At 54.2% G+C, this 15,310-nt stretch carries 13 protein-coding genes and 3 pseudogenes; 11 read left to right on the top strand and 5 right to left on the bottom strand.

Annotated features, from left to right (window positions below):
• The 3 pseudogenes from L1D47_RS21165 to L1D47_RS12810 form a co-directional block, all read right to left on the bottom strand.
• Positions 1-536: pseudogene (locus L1D47_RS21165) on the bottom strand (IS5 family transposase); the annotation flags it as partial.
• Positions 537-547: 11 nt separating this feature from the next.
• Positions 548-1,015: pseudogene (locus L1D47_RS21160) on the bottom strand (IS5 family transposase); the annotation flags it as partial.
• 68 nt (positions 1,016-1,083) lie between these two features.
• A pseudogene (locus L1D47_RS12810) lies at positions 1,084-1,260 on the bottom strand (IS5/IS1182 family transposase); the annotation flags it as partial.
• A gap of 136 nt (positions 1,261-1,396) precedes the next feature.
• On the opposite strand from L1D47_RS12810, the gene L1D47_RS12805 reads away from it, so the two are divergent.
• The 9 genes from L1D47_RS12805 to L1D47_RS12765 all read left to right on the top strand — a co-directional run bounded on the left by L1D47_RS12805 (position 1,397) and on the right by L1D47_RS12765 (position 9,689).
• Positions 1,397-1,831 carry a hypothetical protein gene (locus L1D47_RS12805; RefSeq protein WP_239885339.1) on the top strand — a complete coding sequence of 145 codons (435 nt, stop codon included), beginning with the start codon at positions 1,397-1,399 and terminating at the stop codon, positions 1,829-1,831.
• A gap of 145 nt (positions 1,832-1,976) precedes the next feature.
• On the top strand, positions 1,977-2,654 hold the full coding sequence (locus L1D47_RS12800; RefSeq protein ID WP_239885337.1) for a hypothetical protein: 678 nt from the start codon (positions 1,977-1,979) through the stop codon (positions 2,652-2,654).
• A gap of 29 nt (positions 2,655-2,683) precedes the next feature.
• Positions 2,684-3,154 carry a hypothetical protein gene (locus tag L1D47_RS12795; protein WP_239885335.1) on the top strand — a complete coding sequence of 157 codons (471 nt, stop codon included), beginning with the start codon at positions 2,684-2,686 and terminating at the stop codon, positions 3,152-3,154.
• A gap of 134 nt (positions 3,155-3,288) precedes the next feature.
• Entirely contained in the window at positions 3,289-3,987 is a 699-nt protein-coding gene (locus L1D47_RS12790) for a hypothetical protein (protein WP_239885333.1), read from the top strand.
• A gap of 235 nt (positions 3,988-4,222) precedes the next feature.
• Positions 4,223-4,624, top strand: a complete 402-nt coding sequence (locus tag L1D47_RS12785; protein ID WP_041508426.1) for a hypothetical protein — start codon at positions 4,223-4,225, stop codon at positions 4,622-4,624.
• A gap of 97 nt (positions 4,625-4,721) precedes the next feature.
• Complete coding sequence (locus L1D47_RS12780) at positions 4,722-6,128, top strand: hypothetical protein (RefSeq protein ID WP_239885331.1); 1,407 nt, start codon at positions 4,722-4,724, stop codon at positions 6,126-6,128.
• Between the two features lie 70 nt (positions 6,129-6,198).
• Positions 6,199-7,644, top strand: coding sequence for an OmpA family protein (locus L1D47_RS12775; protein WP_239885329.1), 1,446 nt, complete (start codon positions 6,199-6,201; stop codon positions 7,642-7,644).
• 86 nt (positions 7,645-7,730) lie between these two features.
• A complete protein-coding gene (zapE, locus tag L1D47_RS12770) occupies positions 7,731-8,867 on the top strand; it encodes a cell division protein ZapE (protein WP_239885327.1) in 1,137 nt (378 codons plus the stop codon).
• Positions 8,868-8,870: 3 nt separating this feature from the next.
• On the top strand, positions 8,871-9,689 hold the full coding sequence (locus L1D47_RS12765; protein WP_239885325.1) for an ABC transporter permease: 819 nt from the start codon (positions 8,871-8,873) through the stop codon (positions 9,687-9,689).
• A 6-nt stretch (positions 9,690-9,695) separates the two neighbouring features.
• On the opposite strand, the gene L1D47_RS12760 is transcribed toward L1D47_RS12765, so the two are convergent.
• Together L1D47_RS12760 and glnE are read right to left on the bottom strand one after the other, a co-directional pair.
• The gene (locus L1D47_RS12760) at positions 9,696-10,211 is read right to left on the bottom strand and encodes a transporter substrate-binding domain-containing protein (RefSeq protein ID WP_239885323.1); all 516 of its coding nucleotides are present in this window, start codon (positions 10,209-10,211) and stop codon (positions 9,696-9,698) included.
• Between the two features lie 110 nt (positions 10,212-10,321).
• Positions 10,322-13,198 (bottom strand): bifunctional [glutamate--ammonia ligase]-adenylyl-L-tyrosine phosphorylase/[glutamate--ammonia-ligase] adenylyltransferase, encoded by a 2,877-nt coding sequence (glnE, locus tag L1D47_RS12755; protein WP_239885341.1) that lies wholly within the window; start codon positions 13,196-13,198, stop codon positions 10,322-10,324.
• Between the two features lie 244 nt (positions 13,199-13,442).
• On the opposite strand from glnE, the gene L1D47_RS12750 reads away from it, so the two are divergent.
• On the top strand, positions 13,443-14,399 hold the full coding sequence (locus L1D47_RS12750; RefSeq protein WP_041508418.1) for a hypothetical protein: 957 nt from the start codon (positions 13,443-13,445) through the stop codon (positions 14,397-14,399).
• An 11-nt stretch (positions 14,400-14,410) separates the two neighbouring features.
• Positions 14,411-15,310: a DUF350 domain-containing protein gene (locus tag L1D47_RS12745; protein WP_041508417.1), complete on the top strand. Its 900-nt coding sequence runs from the start codon at positions 14,411-14,413 to the stop codon at positions 15,308-15,310.

Raw genomic sequence — 15,310 nt, 5'->3', positions numbered from 1 at the left:
TTCGTCAGCCCTTTATAGCGTGCTTTGATAAAGCCGAACTGACATTTGATGATCCGAAACGGGTGTTCTACCTTCGCCCGAATGCTGGCTTTTAAATACTCGATGTTGATGGCGGTTTTATTCTTGCGGGGATGCTTCTTCAGCGCCCGAACTTTGCCGGGACGCTCTGCTATCAGCCATTCCACATTAGTATCTTTCAGCTCTTTGCGTTTTTCCGCGCCTTGATAACCAGCATCACCAGAGATGAATTCCTCGTCGCCATGCAACAGATTTTTCAACTGGTTCAAGTCATGTTCATTGGCGGCGGTTGTCACCARCGTATGGGTGAGGCCACTCTTTGCATCCACGCCAATGTGAGCTTTCATACCGAAGTGCCATTCATTGCCTTTTTTAGTCTGATGCATGTCCGGGTCACGTTCATTCTTTTTATTTTTAGTGGAGCTGGGGGCTTGAATAATCGTGGCATCTACCAATGTTCCTTGCGTCATCATCACACCGCAATCCGACAGCCATTGATTGACCGTTTGGAATAACTTACGAGTTTCTTTTTATTTTTAGTGGAGCTGGGGGCTTGAATAATCGTGGCATCTACCAATGTTCCTTGCGTCATCATCACACCGCAATCCGACAGCCATTGATTGACCGTTTGGAATAACTTACGAGTGAGTTTGTGTTTTTCCAGCAAGTGCCGGAAATTCATAATGGTAGTGCGGTCAGGAATGGCTTTATCCAGTGACAGTTGTGCAAACTGACGCATCGAAGCAATCTCGTAAAGCRCATCTTCCATCGCCTCATCACTCAGACTGTACCATTGCTGCATACAGTGAATGCGGAACATCGTTTCCAGGGGATACGGACGACGACCATTGCCCGCTTTTGGATAAAAGGGCTCAATCACTTCCAGCAGTTGAGTCCATGGTAATAGGTTGTCCATCCGAGATAAGAAAATCTCTTTACGGGTCTGGCGGCGCTTGCTGGAAAACTCACTATCGGCAAAAGTTAACTGTTGGCTCATGGGCGGTAATGGCTGTGATTTACTATGTAGCTATGATCTCACATCAGGGACTTATTCGCATCTTCNATCGTTTCCAGGGGATACGGACGACGACCATTGCCCGCTTTTGGATAAAAGGGCTCAATCACTTCCAGCAGTTGAGTCCATGGTAATAGGTTGTCCATCCGAGATAAGAAAATCTCTTTACGGGTCTGGCGGCGCTTGCTGGAAAACTCACTATCGGCAAAAGTTAACTGTTGGCTCATGGGCGGTAATGGCTGTGATTTACTATGTAGCTATGATCTCACATCAGGGACTTATTCGCATCTTCCTTAGATAAACTTAGCTGCTATCATTGCTTTAAATACGATTACTCTGTGATTTACAGAAGGAGACCACGAAATGAACAAACCATGGATGGCAATAGCATTATTTGGAACCTTAGCGGGAACGCTAATATCAACCGATCTCCAGGCCTCAACCGAGCAGGATTTCAGTCATGACCCTTTGGCTCAGCGCTGCATTAAGATGCTGGATATCTACGCCGCTGAGGACTTCGACGCCTATGTTGCCGAGTTTCCCGAGCCCTGGCTAAGCATTTTCGGTGAGAAAACCTTGAGGAAACAGCTCGCCGACAGACATGGGAATTACATAGAGACCTATCAAGATAAACCCACCTCCATCACTATACGTTCGATAGAATCAGCCAAGGTAGCTCAAATAGAAAAGGAGCGACTCGGTGCCTCCGAGGCCAGGGAAGTAGAGATAGATATGAACAATGAACTTGGCGGTGGTCATCTAACAGCTTGCAAATACCTACGCATAGGTGACAGCTGATATTTCCGCTCATTACGGCTATAGGCTTGAATTAACACCTATTATCTGAGACATTCTTAACGCAGTTCAGGGCAATTTAACTGCCCTTTTTTGACATCTTAGCTGGTAATCACAAACCCCACCGGCTTGAAAGGACTCTACAGGCATGGAAAAGCTAGCCCTTGACGACACCCCTTGGTTCGGCACCACTGATTTCAAGGGAAAAAATCAACTAAGCCGAGATAGCGACATACACCTAAAATCATCCAGGCTGCTCTATCCTCTGCCCTTGCCGTTAGAAATACTCTTTTTCATTGGCCCACTGACATTGGCCACTCTGCCCTTTATCAATCCTAGCCTGATGCTTCCAGAGGCCTGGCTGATGCTAAATGTCGGCACCATCATAAGTTATCTGCTTCTCAAGAAACTGTTTATCAATAGTATTTATGGTCGGGCGAAAGCCCATGTTTGCCAGATTAACGCTGAAAGGCTCTGTATCCCCGGCAGTCGCCTTATCGATATCAAAGCGGGCCCTGTGGAAATTCAGCGACGAGACATTAAGGAGATAGGCGTGCGTTTTTGGCCCAGCACACGCGACCTGCGCACCACCTATGATGTCAGTGAACTCATCATCACGCTGCAATCGGGCCAATCAATCTGTTTGAAGAGCCTCTACTTCCCGATTAAGCCGCTACTCTATCTGCTGGTCTATTTCGACTACCCCATCGCAACGCAAAAACGTCGACACTCTTTGGCCATCGTCGCTCGTAGCCTGTTTGTCGCCTTTCCCATCGTTGCACTCGTGGCGGTAACTGGCTTACTGTTTAAAGAGTATTTTCTGTAAGCCCACCAGCTTAAAAAGGAACTTAACAAATGAATAAACCATGGATGGCAATAGCATTACTTGGAACCATAGCGGGAACATTAGCGGGAACGCTAATATCAACCGATCTCCAGGCATCAACCGAGCAAAATTTTAGTGATGACCCCTTAGCTCAGCGCTGCATCAAGATGCTGGACATCTACGCCGCAGAGGACTTCGACGCCTATGTGGCCGAGTTTCCCGAGCCCTGGCTAGGCATCTTCGGTGAGAAAACCTTGAGGAAACAGCTCGCCGACAGACATGGTAAATATGTTAAAGAGTACCAAGCTAAGCCTGACACCATAAAAATAAAGGCAGTAACGCCTGCCAAGGTTGCCAAAATCGAGCAAGACAAGTTAGGGGCGCTAGAGGCCAAGGAGATCGACCTCTATATCGCCAGTGACAAAGGCAACAGTAGCTCGACAGCTTGCAAGTACTTGCGCATAGGTGACAGCTGGTATTTCCGCTCGTTACGACTATAACCTTGAATTAACATCTATTATCTGAGAAATTCTCAGCGTATTCTTGGGCAACTTGATTACCCTTTTTGATCTATTACGCGGCAATCTGAGCATTGATGCTCGACATAAATGGGAAGAAAAAGGGACTTTTCATCGTGATGAACTCACTCGATCACCTGCTGGAAAATCTAAAATGGTTCGATACCGTCTTCTTGAGCCAATACCTTGGCCTCGACAAGCAGAGCGAGAAGAAGCTCCCCATCTCGTTTAACTTCTTTGCCCTGCCGCTTAAGAAAGAGTTCCTGCTCGCCACCAGTCTGCTCCCCTTCATCCTATTGGCACTGTTCATTCCTTCTGTCGACCCTAGGTTCGATTTTTTACGCTTCCCGATATTGACCATAATAGGCCTGCTGGTTTACGCCATTATCCGTAAACGCCAAGTCAAGGCGCACCTGGGGATAGAAACCGATAGTCAGGCAAATCAGCAGATCATCATAAGCCAATCTGGCATCACCTTGCCCCCCTTTCTCACCAGCAACTCTGGGACGTCGCAAAGCATAGGCCGAGAAGAGATAGCCCAGATGCAGTTCGACTGGAACAGCTACCACAACAGCAATCAAAAAGAACGTAAGCGCGCCCATAGCCTCGTCATCAGGCTGAAACAGGGGAAAAGCTACCGTTTATCCAGCATGGCCTATCCCCTCAGAAGCCTGCTCTATCTGGCCATCTTCTTCGATTACCCTATCGTCATGCAGGAAACTAAGCCGCCCAAGGAGCGACTGGTTAGCTTTCTCCTCGCCCTGGGGGCGAGTGTCTTGCTACTGAACCTATGGATGATTTTCATCAGCCCTTAACTTGACGCTGAAAGCGCTTAGGCGATGCATAACGATGATTTTTTTGCCGATTAAACCGCCAAAATACACCCGAAAGAATAATGTTTCCGACCGATATTTTGCGATAGGATCGCTACGAATAGACCTAAAGGCTTATTTTAAGTGATTGTGAATACAGCATATTGGAACGACTTTCGCTCAAATTAGCATGCAATCACACAGGACGAATTTTCCATTCATCTAAAGGACTAACTCGATGAAAATTGCTTCACTCTCAGCTCTATCCCTAGCCCTGTTGTTAACCGCCTGCGCCTCAGATCCCGGCCCACGCATGGCACTGGAGAAAACCGTCGAAGTCGATGGCACCATGCTCAAGTTTAACGGCAGCTACCACGACAAGAAGAACATCTTGATCCTCAGCGTCAACGGCGATCCTATCATGCAGGGCCGATTCGCTCCTTACACCCCAACCCAAAACCTTAAGGCTAACTACAAAGACTTTGCCGTACGAAGCCACTGCTACTTCGGCTCTGTACTGGGTAATCAGGGCGGTGCCTTCGGCGCCATCGCTGGCATAGTGCAATCTTCTAAGAGCAGCACAGCCGATAAGTGCGAGCTCTATGTCAACGAAAAGCTAGTAGACAACCTCTACTTCTAAAGCTGATCGCCCTGGCATAGGCAGGATTGTCTATGCCAAGGCGGCTAAATCGCAAGATTGACGCCCCTCAACGCTCGCCATCTGATAAGGCTAAGTCGTGTTATTTGATCAAGCCCTTAGGCTCCCCAAAAGCATCTCCAATTTCAGCAGCAAGGTACTGCGCGCACTGGCGCTGACCTCGGCGCTTAGCTTAGTTTCAATTAGCGGCCTCGCCGCTGCCGATACCGGCGCAGACACAGACAAAGAGACCGACAGAGATGCCATCAAACAGTTTCAACGGGAAACGATACCGCTGACCGAACGCGCCCATCAGTTGAGTCGCAGACACAGCCAGCAGATGGAGAGCTTCTCGAACAAGCTTGACCAATATCAGGACGCCAGGCCGCTGCTGCAAGATGCCTTAATCGGTGAGATGGCGCTCACGGCGGGTAAGATGTTAACCCTGACCAACGAGTATCTGCCTCGCTATCGCGCCTTCCTCGCCCGAATCGATAAGCACTCCAGCTGCTATCAGCCAAAACGACTCGAACAATTCCAACAGACACGAGACGAGGTACAAGACTATCTCAATCAACTGCAAGGCCTAATCAGCTCCCAGAATCAGGCTCAAGATCAGGGAGAAGCCTACGCGGCCCTGATGGCGATAAATATCGGTCAAAGCAGAGCGGCCGTGCTGGTCAACCTGCTGGAGACCAGCAAACTCTGCTTTGTTACCCAGGGCATGCCGGAAGTTGCCCAAGAGATCTTGAGGCTCGAAGGCCTGATGGCCGAGCGGCTACCCGAAATGGTAGAGGCGGCCAACCTATCGGCATCCGAGCCAGAAGGACTAGCGCATTCAGAATCTAGCCCTATCGACATTAGCGCGGCTGAATCAAGCATTAACACACCAGACCTTAACGGGACTGATATTGAGAGCGCGGATGCGAGCCGCACCGATTATAATGCGGCAGGTCCAGCCACTTCTGGCTCAACATCTGCCAACAGTGACAAGCTTAACCAGCAAGACGAGGCACTCGATGCCTGTATCGCACAGCAGGTCTCGCAACTGGGGCTGACATCGGCCCAAGCGCTTACTGTGTTGAGCTGCCACCTATCCAGCACCTCCGTCAGCCTAAACCGGCTGAGCAAGCTAGCTAACCTAGAGATCCTGAGCCTACAGGGCGGCGTGCTGGCCGACCTATCGGCGCTGGCAAGCCTTAACCATCTCAGCATGCTGAGCATAGAGCAGAGTCAAATCATCAGCTTTGGCGACCTCAAGGCGCTTAAGGGCAACCTTAGCTTCAGCGAAGTCGATAGCCAAGACTGGCAGGCTCTGGCAGACGCCCAGGCCGAGTCGATCGCCATCATGTCGCCGACCCACTGCGAGGCCTTGAAGCCACTCGCAAATCAGCCAAATGTTGCCTTGCTCTACAAAGGCCTATCGCCACAGGCCATGGCCGACCTGATGCAGCGCCAGGCATCAATGCAGGGGCTCACCATAATGACAGATTGCCCCGCGCCTTAGGTGGGGAGCGCAATATGCACAGAATAGATATTGATAAAGCAGACTTTTCAAAAACTTAAAGGGAATTAAGATGAAACCCCAAACTCTCGCCTGCACACTCGCCTTATGCAGCGGTCTAGGCCTCAGCGGCCTGGCCCTGGCCAATGACCTCCCCTTTCAGCCACTGCCGGAAGGTAAACTTTATAAGCAAGAAGATCGCCACTACACTCCCTTCGACCTGGTGATTGGCGTCGACAAAAACACTTACCAGACGCAGACGGTTGCCGGTCAACTGAAACGAGTCAATTACAAGTTGCCAAGCAGCTATCTGGCCTCCCTCGCCGTCAACAACTATAAGGCACAGATCGAAAAACTCGGCGGCACAATACTGTTCGAGTGCCAGGAGCAAGCCTGTGGCGATGATCTCAAACTCTCAAAACAGATAGCGCCCCTCAATAACATCCCCAAGAATACACCCGCGCTGCTAACCGCCGAGCTACCGCTTGCCAAGAAACAGCTGTATCTTTCCGTCTACAGCGCAAGTTGGATCCACGACACCAGCCTGCAGCTGGATATCGTCGAGGTAATTGATGAGCCGCTGGATCTGCTTGCCACCAACCAGGCCTACCTGACAAGCGAGGTCACCCAGAGCGAATTTAAGGACAGAGGCAACAAGGATACCCAGGGCTCGAAGGACCATCCGATGATAGCCAGGCTTCCCGGTGCCTTCATCCAAGATTATCAGCAGCAGGGCTACGCCCAGACCTTGGTATTTGACGGTGTCGAACAGGGCCAACACAAGATCAAGACCCTAGAGGGCAAGGTCACCGACATCGGCTATAAACTCCCAAGGGGCTACTCGGAGTATGAGGTCGACGCTAACTATAAGGCGGCGCTGGAAAAGCTTGGTTTTGTGCGCGGCTATAACTGCCAGGGCTTAGACTGTGGTAAGACAGATCTCATCAAACGTCGCATCAAGACACTGATCCATATAGGTTTCGATGAAAACCAATATTACAGCTTATATCGACTCGATCGCCCCGAGGGCGCTGTGCACGCCATGGTCTTTATCACGGGTTTTGGCAGCGGACTATGGAGCGAGATAAAGGTGGTAGAAGAAACCAAACTCGTCGACGACAGAGTGGTCATCGATCTCGAGGGGCTCAAGGATAAGATTGCCCAGCAAGGCCATGTGGCGCTAGACGGCCTGTTGTTCAAATTCGACAGCGATCAGATGCTGCCCGAGGCCGAGGAAGTGATCACCACCCTGGCCACCTATCTCAAGCGCCATCCTAAGCAGCGCTTCTATGTGGTGGGTCACACGGACGATCAGGGCAAGCAGGGTTACAACAAGGGGCTATCGGAGCAGCGCGCCAAGGCGGTAGTCGCCACCCTCACCCAATCCCACGGCATAGACAAGGCCCAGCTTAGCCCCATGGGCGTGGGGGAATATGTGCCTGTAGCCAACAACCTGGACGAGGCTGGCAGAAAGCGCAATCGCCGTGTAGAACTGGTACTGCGATCAGACCTGCAATAGTCCATCAAACGGCGCCCCCCGGTGGGCGCTGTTTAATTAATATCTTCTTGATATAATAACCACCCATTCACTTTCTGGGTCCTCTCATGTCGCGCTCTCCCCTCCATGGCTTCAAACAGCAAATCGCCCAGGAGAAGTTTGTCGACGATCCCGCTCAGCATAGCGCCATCATGGCGCTAGAAGCCCTATACCAGGCCTTGCATAGGCAGCCCCCCAAAGAGCAGGAGTCCATTCGCGGGCTCTATCTCTGGGGCGATGTTGGTCGTGGCAAGACCATGTTGATGGACCTCTTCTGTCAGAGCCTACCCCAGGGAATGGCCCTCAGGCTGCATTTTCACCGCTTCATGGCCAGGATCCACCGGGAGCTCAATGCCGAGAAAGGTCATCGAGATCCCCTCAAACGCATCGCCACCCGGCTACGCCAGGAGTGTCGCGTCATCTGCTTCGATGAGTTCTTCGTCAGCGACATCGGCGATGCCATGATACTGTCCGGCCTGTTTGAGGCCCTGTTTCAGCAGGGGCTCACCCTGGTCGCCACCTCCAACACTCCCATCGCCCGCCTGTATGAGAATGGACTGGCAAGAGACAGATTTCTGCCCTGTATCGCCCTGCTTGAGGCCCACACCCAGGTCCTGCATCTGGATGGCGGCATGGACCATCGTCTGCGCCATCTCGATAGGGTGCAAACCTATTTTGAGCCGGAACAGGGGGAGTTTGACAGGCGCTTCGATGAGCTGGAACCCGGCGATGTAAGCACTTCGCCCCTGACCATATTAGGCCGTGAAATCGCCGTTATTCGCCGCGGCACCTCGACCCTATGGCTCGACTTCGACTCCATTTGCGGCGGCCCACGCTCGCAGCTCGACTATATCGCCATCGCAAGCCAGTTCGATACCCTGCTGCTGAGCGACGTGCCGCCACTGGGGGGCACGCCCCGCAGCTGGATCCGCGCCAGAGGCACAGAAGATGGCGCCGCGGCGGTGGCCGCAGGCGACCGCCAACTCAACTACGCCCCAAATGACGATCCGGCCAGGCGCTTTATCGCCCTGGTGGATGAGCTGTACGATCAGGGCGTCAAACTCTACCTCGAGGCCAGCTTGCCGCTGGAGCAACTCTATACACCGGGCGCCCTGGCCTTCGAGTTCAAACGCACCATCAGTCGCCTCGTCGAGATGCAGTCGCGCCAATTCCTGACCGCAAGCCACTCTCCGGGCGGGGCCTAACCCATGGAGACTCAGATGCAGGCGAGTCTGGATATTGGCTGGCTGCCACTGGCGCTCTTCATGCTGGTGCTGCTTGTGCCTCTGGGGATCAGTCTGCTGTTTCGTCTCAAGCTGGGTAAGACCATGCTGCTGGCCGCCGCCCGCATGACGCTGCAGCTCATCTTGGTGGGTATCTATCTCAAGTTTCTGTTCAATCTGGAGAGCCTGTGGATCAATCTGCTCTGGCTGTTTGTCATGTTGCTTGTGGGGGCCAGCGCCATCTTAGGCGGTGCCAAACTCCCAAAGACAAGATTACTACTGCCCCTGCTCTTTAGCCTCAGCATCAGCCTGCTTCCCCTGCTGGCGCTACTCCTGCTCGCCCTGCTACGGCCTGCACCTGTCTACCAGGCACAATATCTTATCCCCCTGGCGGGCATGTTACTGGGTAACAGCCTGTCGGGTAACATATTGGCACTACAACGGCTGTTTAATGCCTTCGACGAACAGCAGGATATATATCAGGGACGGCTCGCCCTGGGTGCAACGCCCTGGCAGGCGGCCCTCCCTTTCGTGCAGAGCGCCCTGCAACAAGCCATGGCCCCCAGCATAGCCGCCATGAGCACCATGGGACTGGTGACCCTGCCGGGAATGATGACGGGGCAGATCCTCGGCGGTAGCGATCCCTTGATAGCGGTGAAATATCAGGTGGTTATCATGCTTGCCATCTTGGTGATGTTAAGCCTGAGCGTAGCAATCGCCCTCAGTCTGGCGGTGCGCCAATGCCTGAACAAAAGTGGTAAGTTGCTGATAAAACGTAACTGTGTATCCAAAAACACGCGTTAATTCACCCTAACGATATTTAGCCAATATATTTTCGTACTGTGTCTTGCCATTGGCCTCTATGGTGGCCTTAACCTTATCTATCCCCTGCTGAAGACGGTGGCGCATTTCGGGACGCGCCACACCGGCGGCCAGCAGGGCCTGCTCACCGATATCCTGAGCGATCACCCCTATGGTGTAGCCATTGAGCTGATCCTCGTCGGTAATCTTGATGCCACGATCGGTGCGGGCAAAGATAACCACCCGGGTCGCCGAGATGGGGCCAACCCAGTCGAACAACGTCTCGCGATAGGGAGTGCGGGTGGTGGAAAAGAGCACGGTATTTCTGCCGGTGCGGGTCAGCTTATAGCCCCTGGCCCAGGGTACCAGCTGAATACGACGGAGATCGAACTGACCGTCGACCCGGTGAGCCGCGGCATTCAACAGATCTACCGCGAGCCCCTTGAGTTGGTTTGACTCGCGGTAGTTATAGGGCGGGTAAGATTCGGTGAAATAGCTAAGCTGTGACAGCTTATCTAAGGCCAATAGCGAACCATTGCAGCTAAAAAATGCCACAAGGGCTAAGATCAACGCCCGACATACTGCCACATGCCCACCCCATGAGTCACCGACCTAATTTGAGTGTAGCAGAAAGGCTATTGGCGGCTATTGAGCACCTGTTCGTAGATCGCCAGTACCCGCTGCACATGCAGATCCACGCTCTCCTGGGGCAGTTGTCCCGGCGCCTGTTGCAGCGTCAGCCTGTGGCTCTCGTCGCGCAGATAGCAGTAGGCCTGGGTCAGGTGCTGGGCACTCAGATGAGGCAGCAACTCAAGCTCAGACAACACCTCGAAGATACGCACATTATCGGACCAGATCGCCAGCTCGGGATGCTCATGGGTGTTGGCCAGCGCCAGATACTGGGCGATAAACTCGATATCGGCGATACCGCCCGGGCTCTGTTTGAGATCGAAACTGCCCTTATCGACCTTGAGCAGGTGATCGCGCATCTTCTGGCGCATCTCGCGCACCTCCTTGGCAAGCTCTGTCTTATCCCGCTCCATGGCGAGCACGTCGGCCCTCAGCTCGCTAAAACGCGCGGCCAGACGATTGTCACCAAACAGGAAACGCGCCCGCACCAAGGCCTGATGCTCCCAGGTCCAGGCTTCTTCGCGCTGGTAGCTGCCAAAATACTCTATCTCACTCACCAACAGGCCGGAGGCGCCGGATGGACGCAGGCGCATATCCACCTCGTACAGCTCGCCGGATGTGGTGCGGGTCGAGAACAGATGCAGTATCCGCTGTGCCAGCTTGAGGTAGAAGTGACCTATGTCGATAGGACGGTCGCCGTTGGTCTGCTGCGCGTCGGGGTACTTATCGCGGGTATAGTTGTGCAGAAACACCAGGTCCAGATCCGAACCATATCCCAGCTCTAAGCCACCGGCCTTGCCGTAGCCTATCACCGCAAAGCCCGTCTCCTCGGGGGCTAGATAGGGCGGCACGCCGTGTCGTTTGCTCACCTGTTGCCATGCCTGCAGCACCACCTGTTCGATGATCGCCTCGGCCAAGAAGGTCAGATGGTCACTCACCTGCATCACAGGCAACACATCGGTGACATCGGCGGCGGCGATCTTAAGCTGCTGCGACAGCTTAAACTGGCGCAGCGCCTCCATCTGCTGCTCCATATCCTCCTCGGGTACCCGCAGCAGGTATTGACGCAGCTCGCTGGGGTAGTCATCCAAGGATGTGGTGTCATAGAGCTGGGCCGGGTCGATCAACTCGTCCAGCAACATAGGGAACTTGGCCAACTGCTCGCCAATCCAGGGACTTGCCAGACACAGGCTCACCAGCTGCTGGCGGGCACCTGGATTTTCAAACAAGAGTTCGAGATAGGTCGTGCGGGTCAAGATCTGATCCACCACCTTAGTCACTGGAATAAGAGCCTTGGTCGGCATCGGCTGCTGCATGAATTCCTGCAGCAGCCAGGGCATTAATTTATCTAGGGTTTCTCGCCCGCGCGGGCCTATGGTGCGCTTGGCGACGGTGTCACGCCAGCTCTTCAAGGCGGGCCAGAGTTCGTCATCCTCCACCCCGTGCTCTCTCAGCAGAGACTCGGCGTCTTCATCATCAATCAGGCTCCACAGCTGGGCGGTCCACTGCTCGGCCACCTCGTCGCTCTCCTGGCCGCCTACCGTCTCCTTGAAGTAGCGATGTATCTTGGTCATCGCCGACTCGATATGGGTGCGCAGCTCGGCCTCACCCGCCATGCCCAGGGCAAAGCAGAGGCGCTGCCAGTCCAGCAGGTGTTGTGGCAGGGTCTGAGTCTGCTGATCGCCTATGGCCTGCAGCAGGTTTTCCACCCGGCGCAGCATGAGATAGCTCTGTTTGAGCTCATCCACCGCCAGGTATTCCAGCTGCCCCAGCTTATCGAGGGTATCTATGGCGCCAAACAGGCTCTGCTGGCGTAGCGCCGGCTCGCGGCCGCCGCGGATCAGCTGAAAGCTCTGCACCACGAACTCTACCTCGCGAATGCCACCCGCCCCCAGCTTGATGTTATCGGTCAGGCGACGGCGTCTCACCTCCTGGGTGATCAGCTGCTTCATCTTACGCAGGGACTCGATGGCGGAAAAATCGATATAGCGGCGATAGACGAAGGGACGCAGCATGTCATGCAGCTCATCGCTATAGGCGCTCCATGGGCCTAACGCGCGGGCCTTCACCATGGCATAGCGTTCCCAGTCGCGCCCCTGCTCCTGATAATAGTCTTCCAGGCCGCTGTAGCTGACCACCAAAGGGCCACTCTCGCCGTAGGGGCGCAGACGCATATCCACCCGGTAGACGAAACCATCCACAGTCACCTGATTAAGCAGGTTGACCAGGCGCTGCCCCATGCGGATGAAAAACTGCTGGTTGTCCTGACTGCGACGCCCGCCCTGGGTCTCGCCGTGTTCGGGGAAGGTGAAGATGAGGTCGATATCCGAGGAGAAGTTAAGCTCGCGGCCACCCAGCTTACCCATGCCCAAGATCATCAGGGGCTGCGGGTTGCCCTCGCCGTCACAGGGCGTCCCATACTGCAGGCACATCTGCTCATAGAGCCAGTCGCGAGCGGCGATGATCAGCGCCTCGGCCAGGGCCGAGAGATCCAGCAGCGAGTCGTTGAGTTCGGCGTAGCCCAGAAAATCCCGCCAGGCGAGACGCACCATCTGCCGATTGCGGTAGCGGCGCAGTATCGCCTTAACCTGCTCCTCATCCTTGGCGCCGGCCAGGATGGAGTGTAGCTCGCCGCTGAAACTGTCGCGGGCCAGGTTGGTGAGTTGCCCCTCGAACAGAGAGACTATCCAGTTGGGGTGTCGGCACAGCTGCTCGGCAACAAAGTCGCTGAGACCGAAGATGGCTTTCAGCTCCCGAGTCTGCTCCGGGCTGAGCTGCTCGGAGATATCCGGCCAGGCCTCGGCGAGGCGCTGCCAATGCTGCTCGGCAACCTGATTGACTTCATGGGGTAACGCTTGCTCGCTCATGTTTTCCATCGCCAGAAAAATCCTTCAGCCTTAAATGGTCGACATATTATGTCATCAATGCTATAGATAAGATGTTAATGCAACCAAGCGGTAATCATCTTGGCATAAAGTTGTCATCAATATTACTCACTAAGTAAAGATAACTTTTTATCCTGCACTACAGGTTACTATAACCCAGCTTATCGCTATATTATGCAAAGAAGTCGCAGACTGATCACTCATTTATCGGTCTCAATCTAACTAAATTTATGGAGAAAACATGGCAGTGATGCTAATGCGTGTTCTCGCACTGACCCTGGTGTTCGCCCTAGCGGGATGCGGCGACGACAGGCCAGAGAAGATCGCCAAGTTTCAACAGTTGGCTCAATCCAGGGTCGACACCCTAGGCCAGATGCTGGACAACGGTGAGGTGCGTAACGCCAACCTACTCAAGCAATATAGCGATATCCTCGCCTCAACCAAGCCAGACGTCGCCCCACTGTTGCAGGAGCTGGCTAAAGACGCCGGCAGCCAGGGCCCCATGTACACCTCGCTTAAGAGGCGTTTGCAGGAGCTGGGCAACGAAAACAACTTCGTCGATCTCGACCAGCAGCTTGCCGAGGCAGAAAACCTCTACCAGGCCGCCGACCCCAGTCTGTTTAACGACATGCTGTCGGATCCGGTCAACGTAGTGGCCGACATGTCAGACGGCGCCCTGAGTCGGGTGAATGCCATCAGCCGCGAGGCGGATATTCTCGCCAATGGCGGCGAAGACTTTGGCGCCGGCAGCCAACTTGTGGGTAACCCCGCCTACGGTAGCTGGCAGACGGGCAGCAACGGCATGTCGTTTTGGGCTTGGTACGGCATGTACTCCATGTTTTCCAACCTGGTACGCGGCCCTATCTACTACGACCGCTGGTCGAGCCGCCGTAACTACAGCTACTACAACGATGTGGGTCGCTATCGCTACACCTCGCCCAAGCAGGCCCGCGCCCAGAACCAGACCTTCGAGCGCACCAAGAAGCAGTTCAGCCGTCAGGGCAAGCGTTTCGACAGCCCCTACGCCAAGTCGCGTTCAGGCTCTACCAGCCTGTCGCGTCAGAGCGCCTCGACGCCTAAGACCAGCACCACGGGACGGGCAAGCGGCGGCAGCAAGTTCCGCTCTAACTACTCTAAGAACAGTAACTTCAGAAACTCTAGCAGTCGTACGACGCGCAGTGTTCGTCGGGGCAAATAAAGGATATTAAGATGACATTTTTTCAACACTACGGTCTGACCCAGGAACTGGCAATCATCTTGGCCATAGATCTGACTATCGCCATCATCTTGCTCACGGCCATGCGTTACCTGCAGGGCTGGACCGTCAAGGTCAACAGCACCCAGGAACTCTCAGAGCGGGATAACTTCGCCTTCGGCATCAGCACCGCCGGTGCCGTGGCAGGCCTGGGCATAGTGCTCACCGGCGCCATCACGGGCGAGGCGGCAGAGTCTTACCTGGTTGAGGCCATCGGCATGAGCGCCTACGGCATCTTCGGCCTTATTCTGATCAAACTCGGCCGCTTCCTGCACGACAAGGTGGCGCTGAACGAGATAGATAAGAACGCCATGATCTTAAAGGGCAACATCTCTGTGGCAATAGTAGATGCCACCGCCGCCATCGCGACCGCCATCATCATACGCTCTGTGCTGCTGTGGGCCGAAGATCTGACCCTGGACACCTTTATCGCCATCTTCAGCGCATTTGCCATCTCACAGCTGATGCTGGTGCTGCTGACCCGTCTGCGCGAGCGCAGCTATGCCAAGCGCCACGACGACAGCTCGATGCAGGATGCCTTGGCCAAGGGCCATATCGCCGTGGCGATTCGTCACAGTGGCTATATGCTGGCCATGGCGCTGAGCTTCAACGCCGCCAGCCACTTCATCGTCTTCATGCCGACCGCCTATGTCACCAACATTTTCGGCTGGCTGATCTTCTCGGTGATCATGCTGATCGCCCTCTCCCTGCTATTGGCGCTGGTGAAGAAGCTGGTGCTGGCCAAGATCAACCTGAAGGAAGAGGTCGAGCAGCAACACAACATTGGCATAGCCACAGTCGAGCTGGCCATCAGCGTGGCCATCGCCCTGATCCTCACCAGCCTGATGGCCTAA

Source organism: Shewanella sp. Isolate7 (assembly GCF_022398425.1).
Lineage (GTDB): Bacteria > Pseudomonadota > Gammaproteobacteria > Enterobacterales > Shewanellaceae > Shewanella.
This window is presented reverse-complemented; position numbering and strand designations above follow the sequence as displayed.

Excerpts from the sequence above, each read along its gene's own strand:
- L1D47_RS12805 (WP_239885339.1), top strand. The coding sequence starts at position 1,397 with ATGAACAAACCATGGATGGCAATAGCATTATTTGGAACCTTAGCGGGA.
- L1D47_RS12800 (WP_239885337.1), top strand. The coding sequence starts at position 1,977 with ATGGAAAAGCTAGCCCTTGACGACACCCCTTGGTTCGGCACCACTGAT.
- L1D47_RS12795 (WP_239885335.1), top strand. The coding sequence starts at position 2,684 with ATGAATAAACCATGGATGGCAATAGCATTACTTGGAACCATAGCGGGA.
- L1D47_RS12785 (WP_041508426.1), top strand. The coding sequence starts at position 4,223 with ATGAAAATTGCTTCACTCTCAGCTCTATCCCTAGCCCTGTTGTTAACC.
- L1D47_RS12775 (WP_239885329.1), top strand. The coding sequence starts at position 6,199 with ATGAAACCCCAAACTCTCGCCTGCACACTCGCCTTATGCAGCGGTCTA.
- zapE (WP_239885327.1), top strand. The coding sequence starts at position 7,731 with ATGTCGCGCTCTCCCCTCCATGGCTTCAAACAGCAAATCGCCCAGGAG.
- L1D47_RS12765 (WP_239885325.1), top strand. The coding sequence starts at position 8,871 with ATGGAGACTCAGATGCAGGCGAGTCTGGATATTGGCTGGCTGCCACTG.
- L1D47_RS12750 (WP_041508418.1), top strand. The coding sequence starts at position 13,443 with ATGGCAGTGATGCTAATGCGTGTTCTCGCACTGACCCTGGTGTTCGCC.
- L1D47_RS12745 (WP_041508417.1), top strand. The coding sequence starts at position 14,411 with ATGACATTTTTTCAACACTACGGTCTGACCCAGGAACTGGCAATCATC.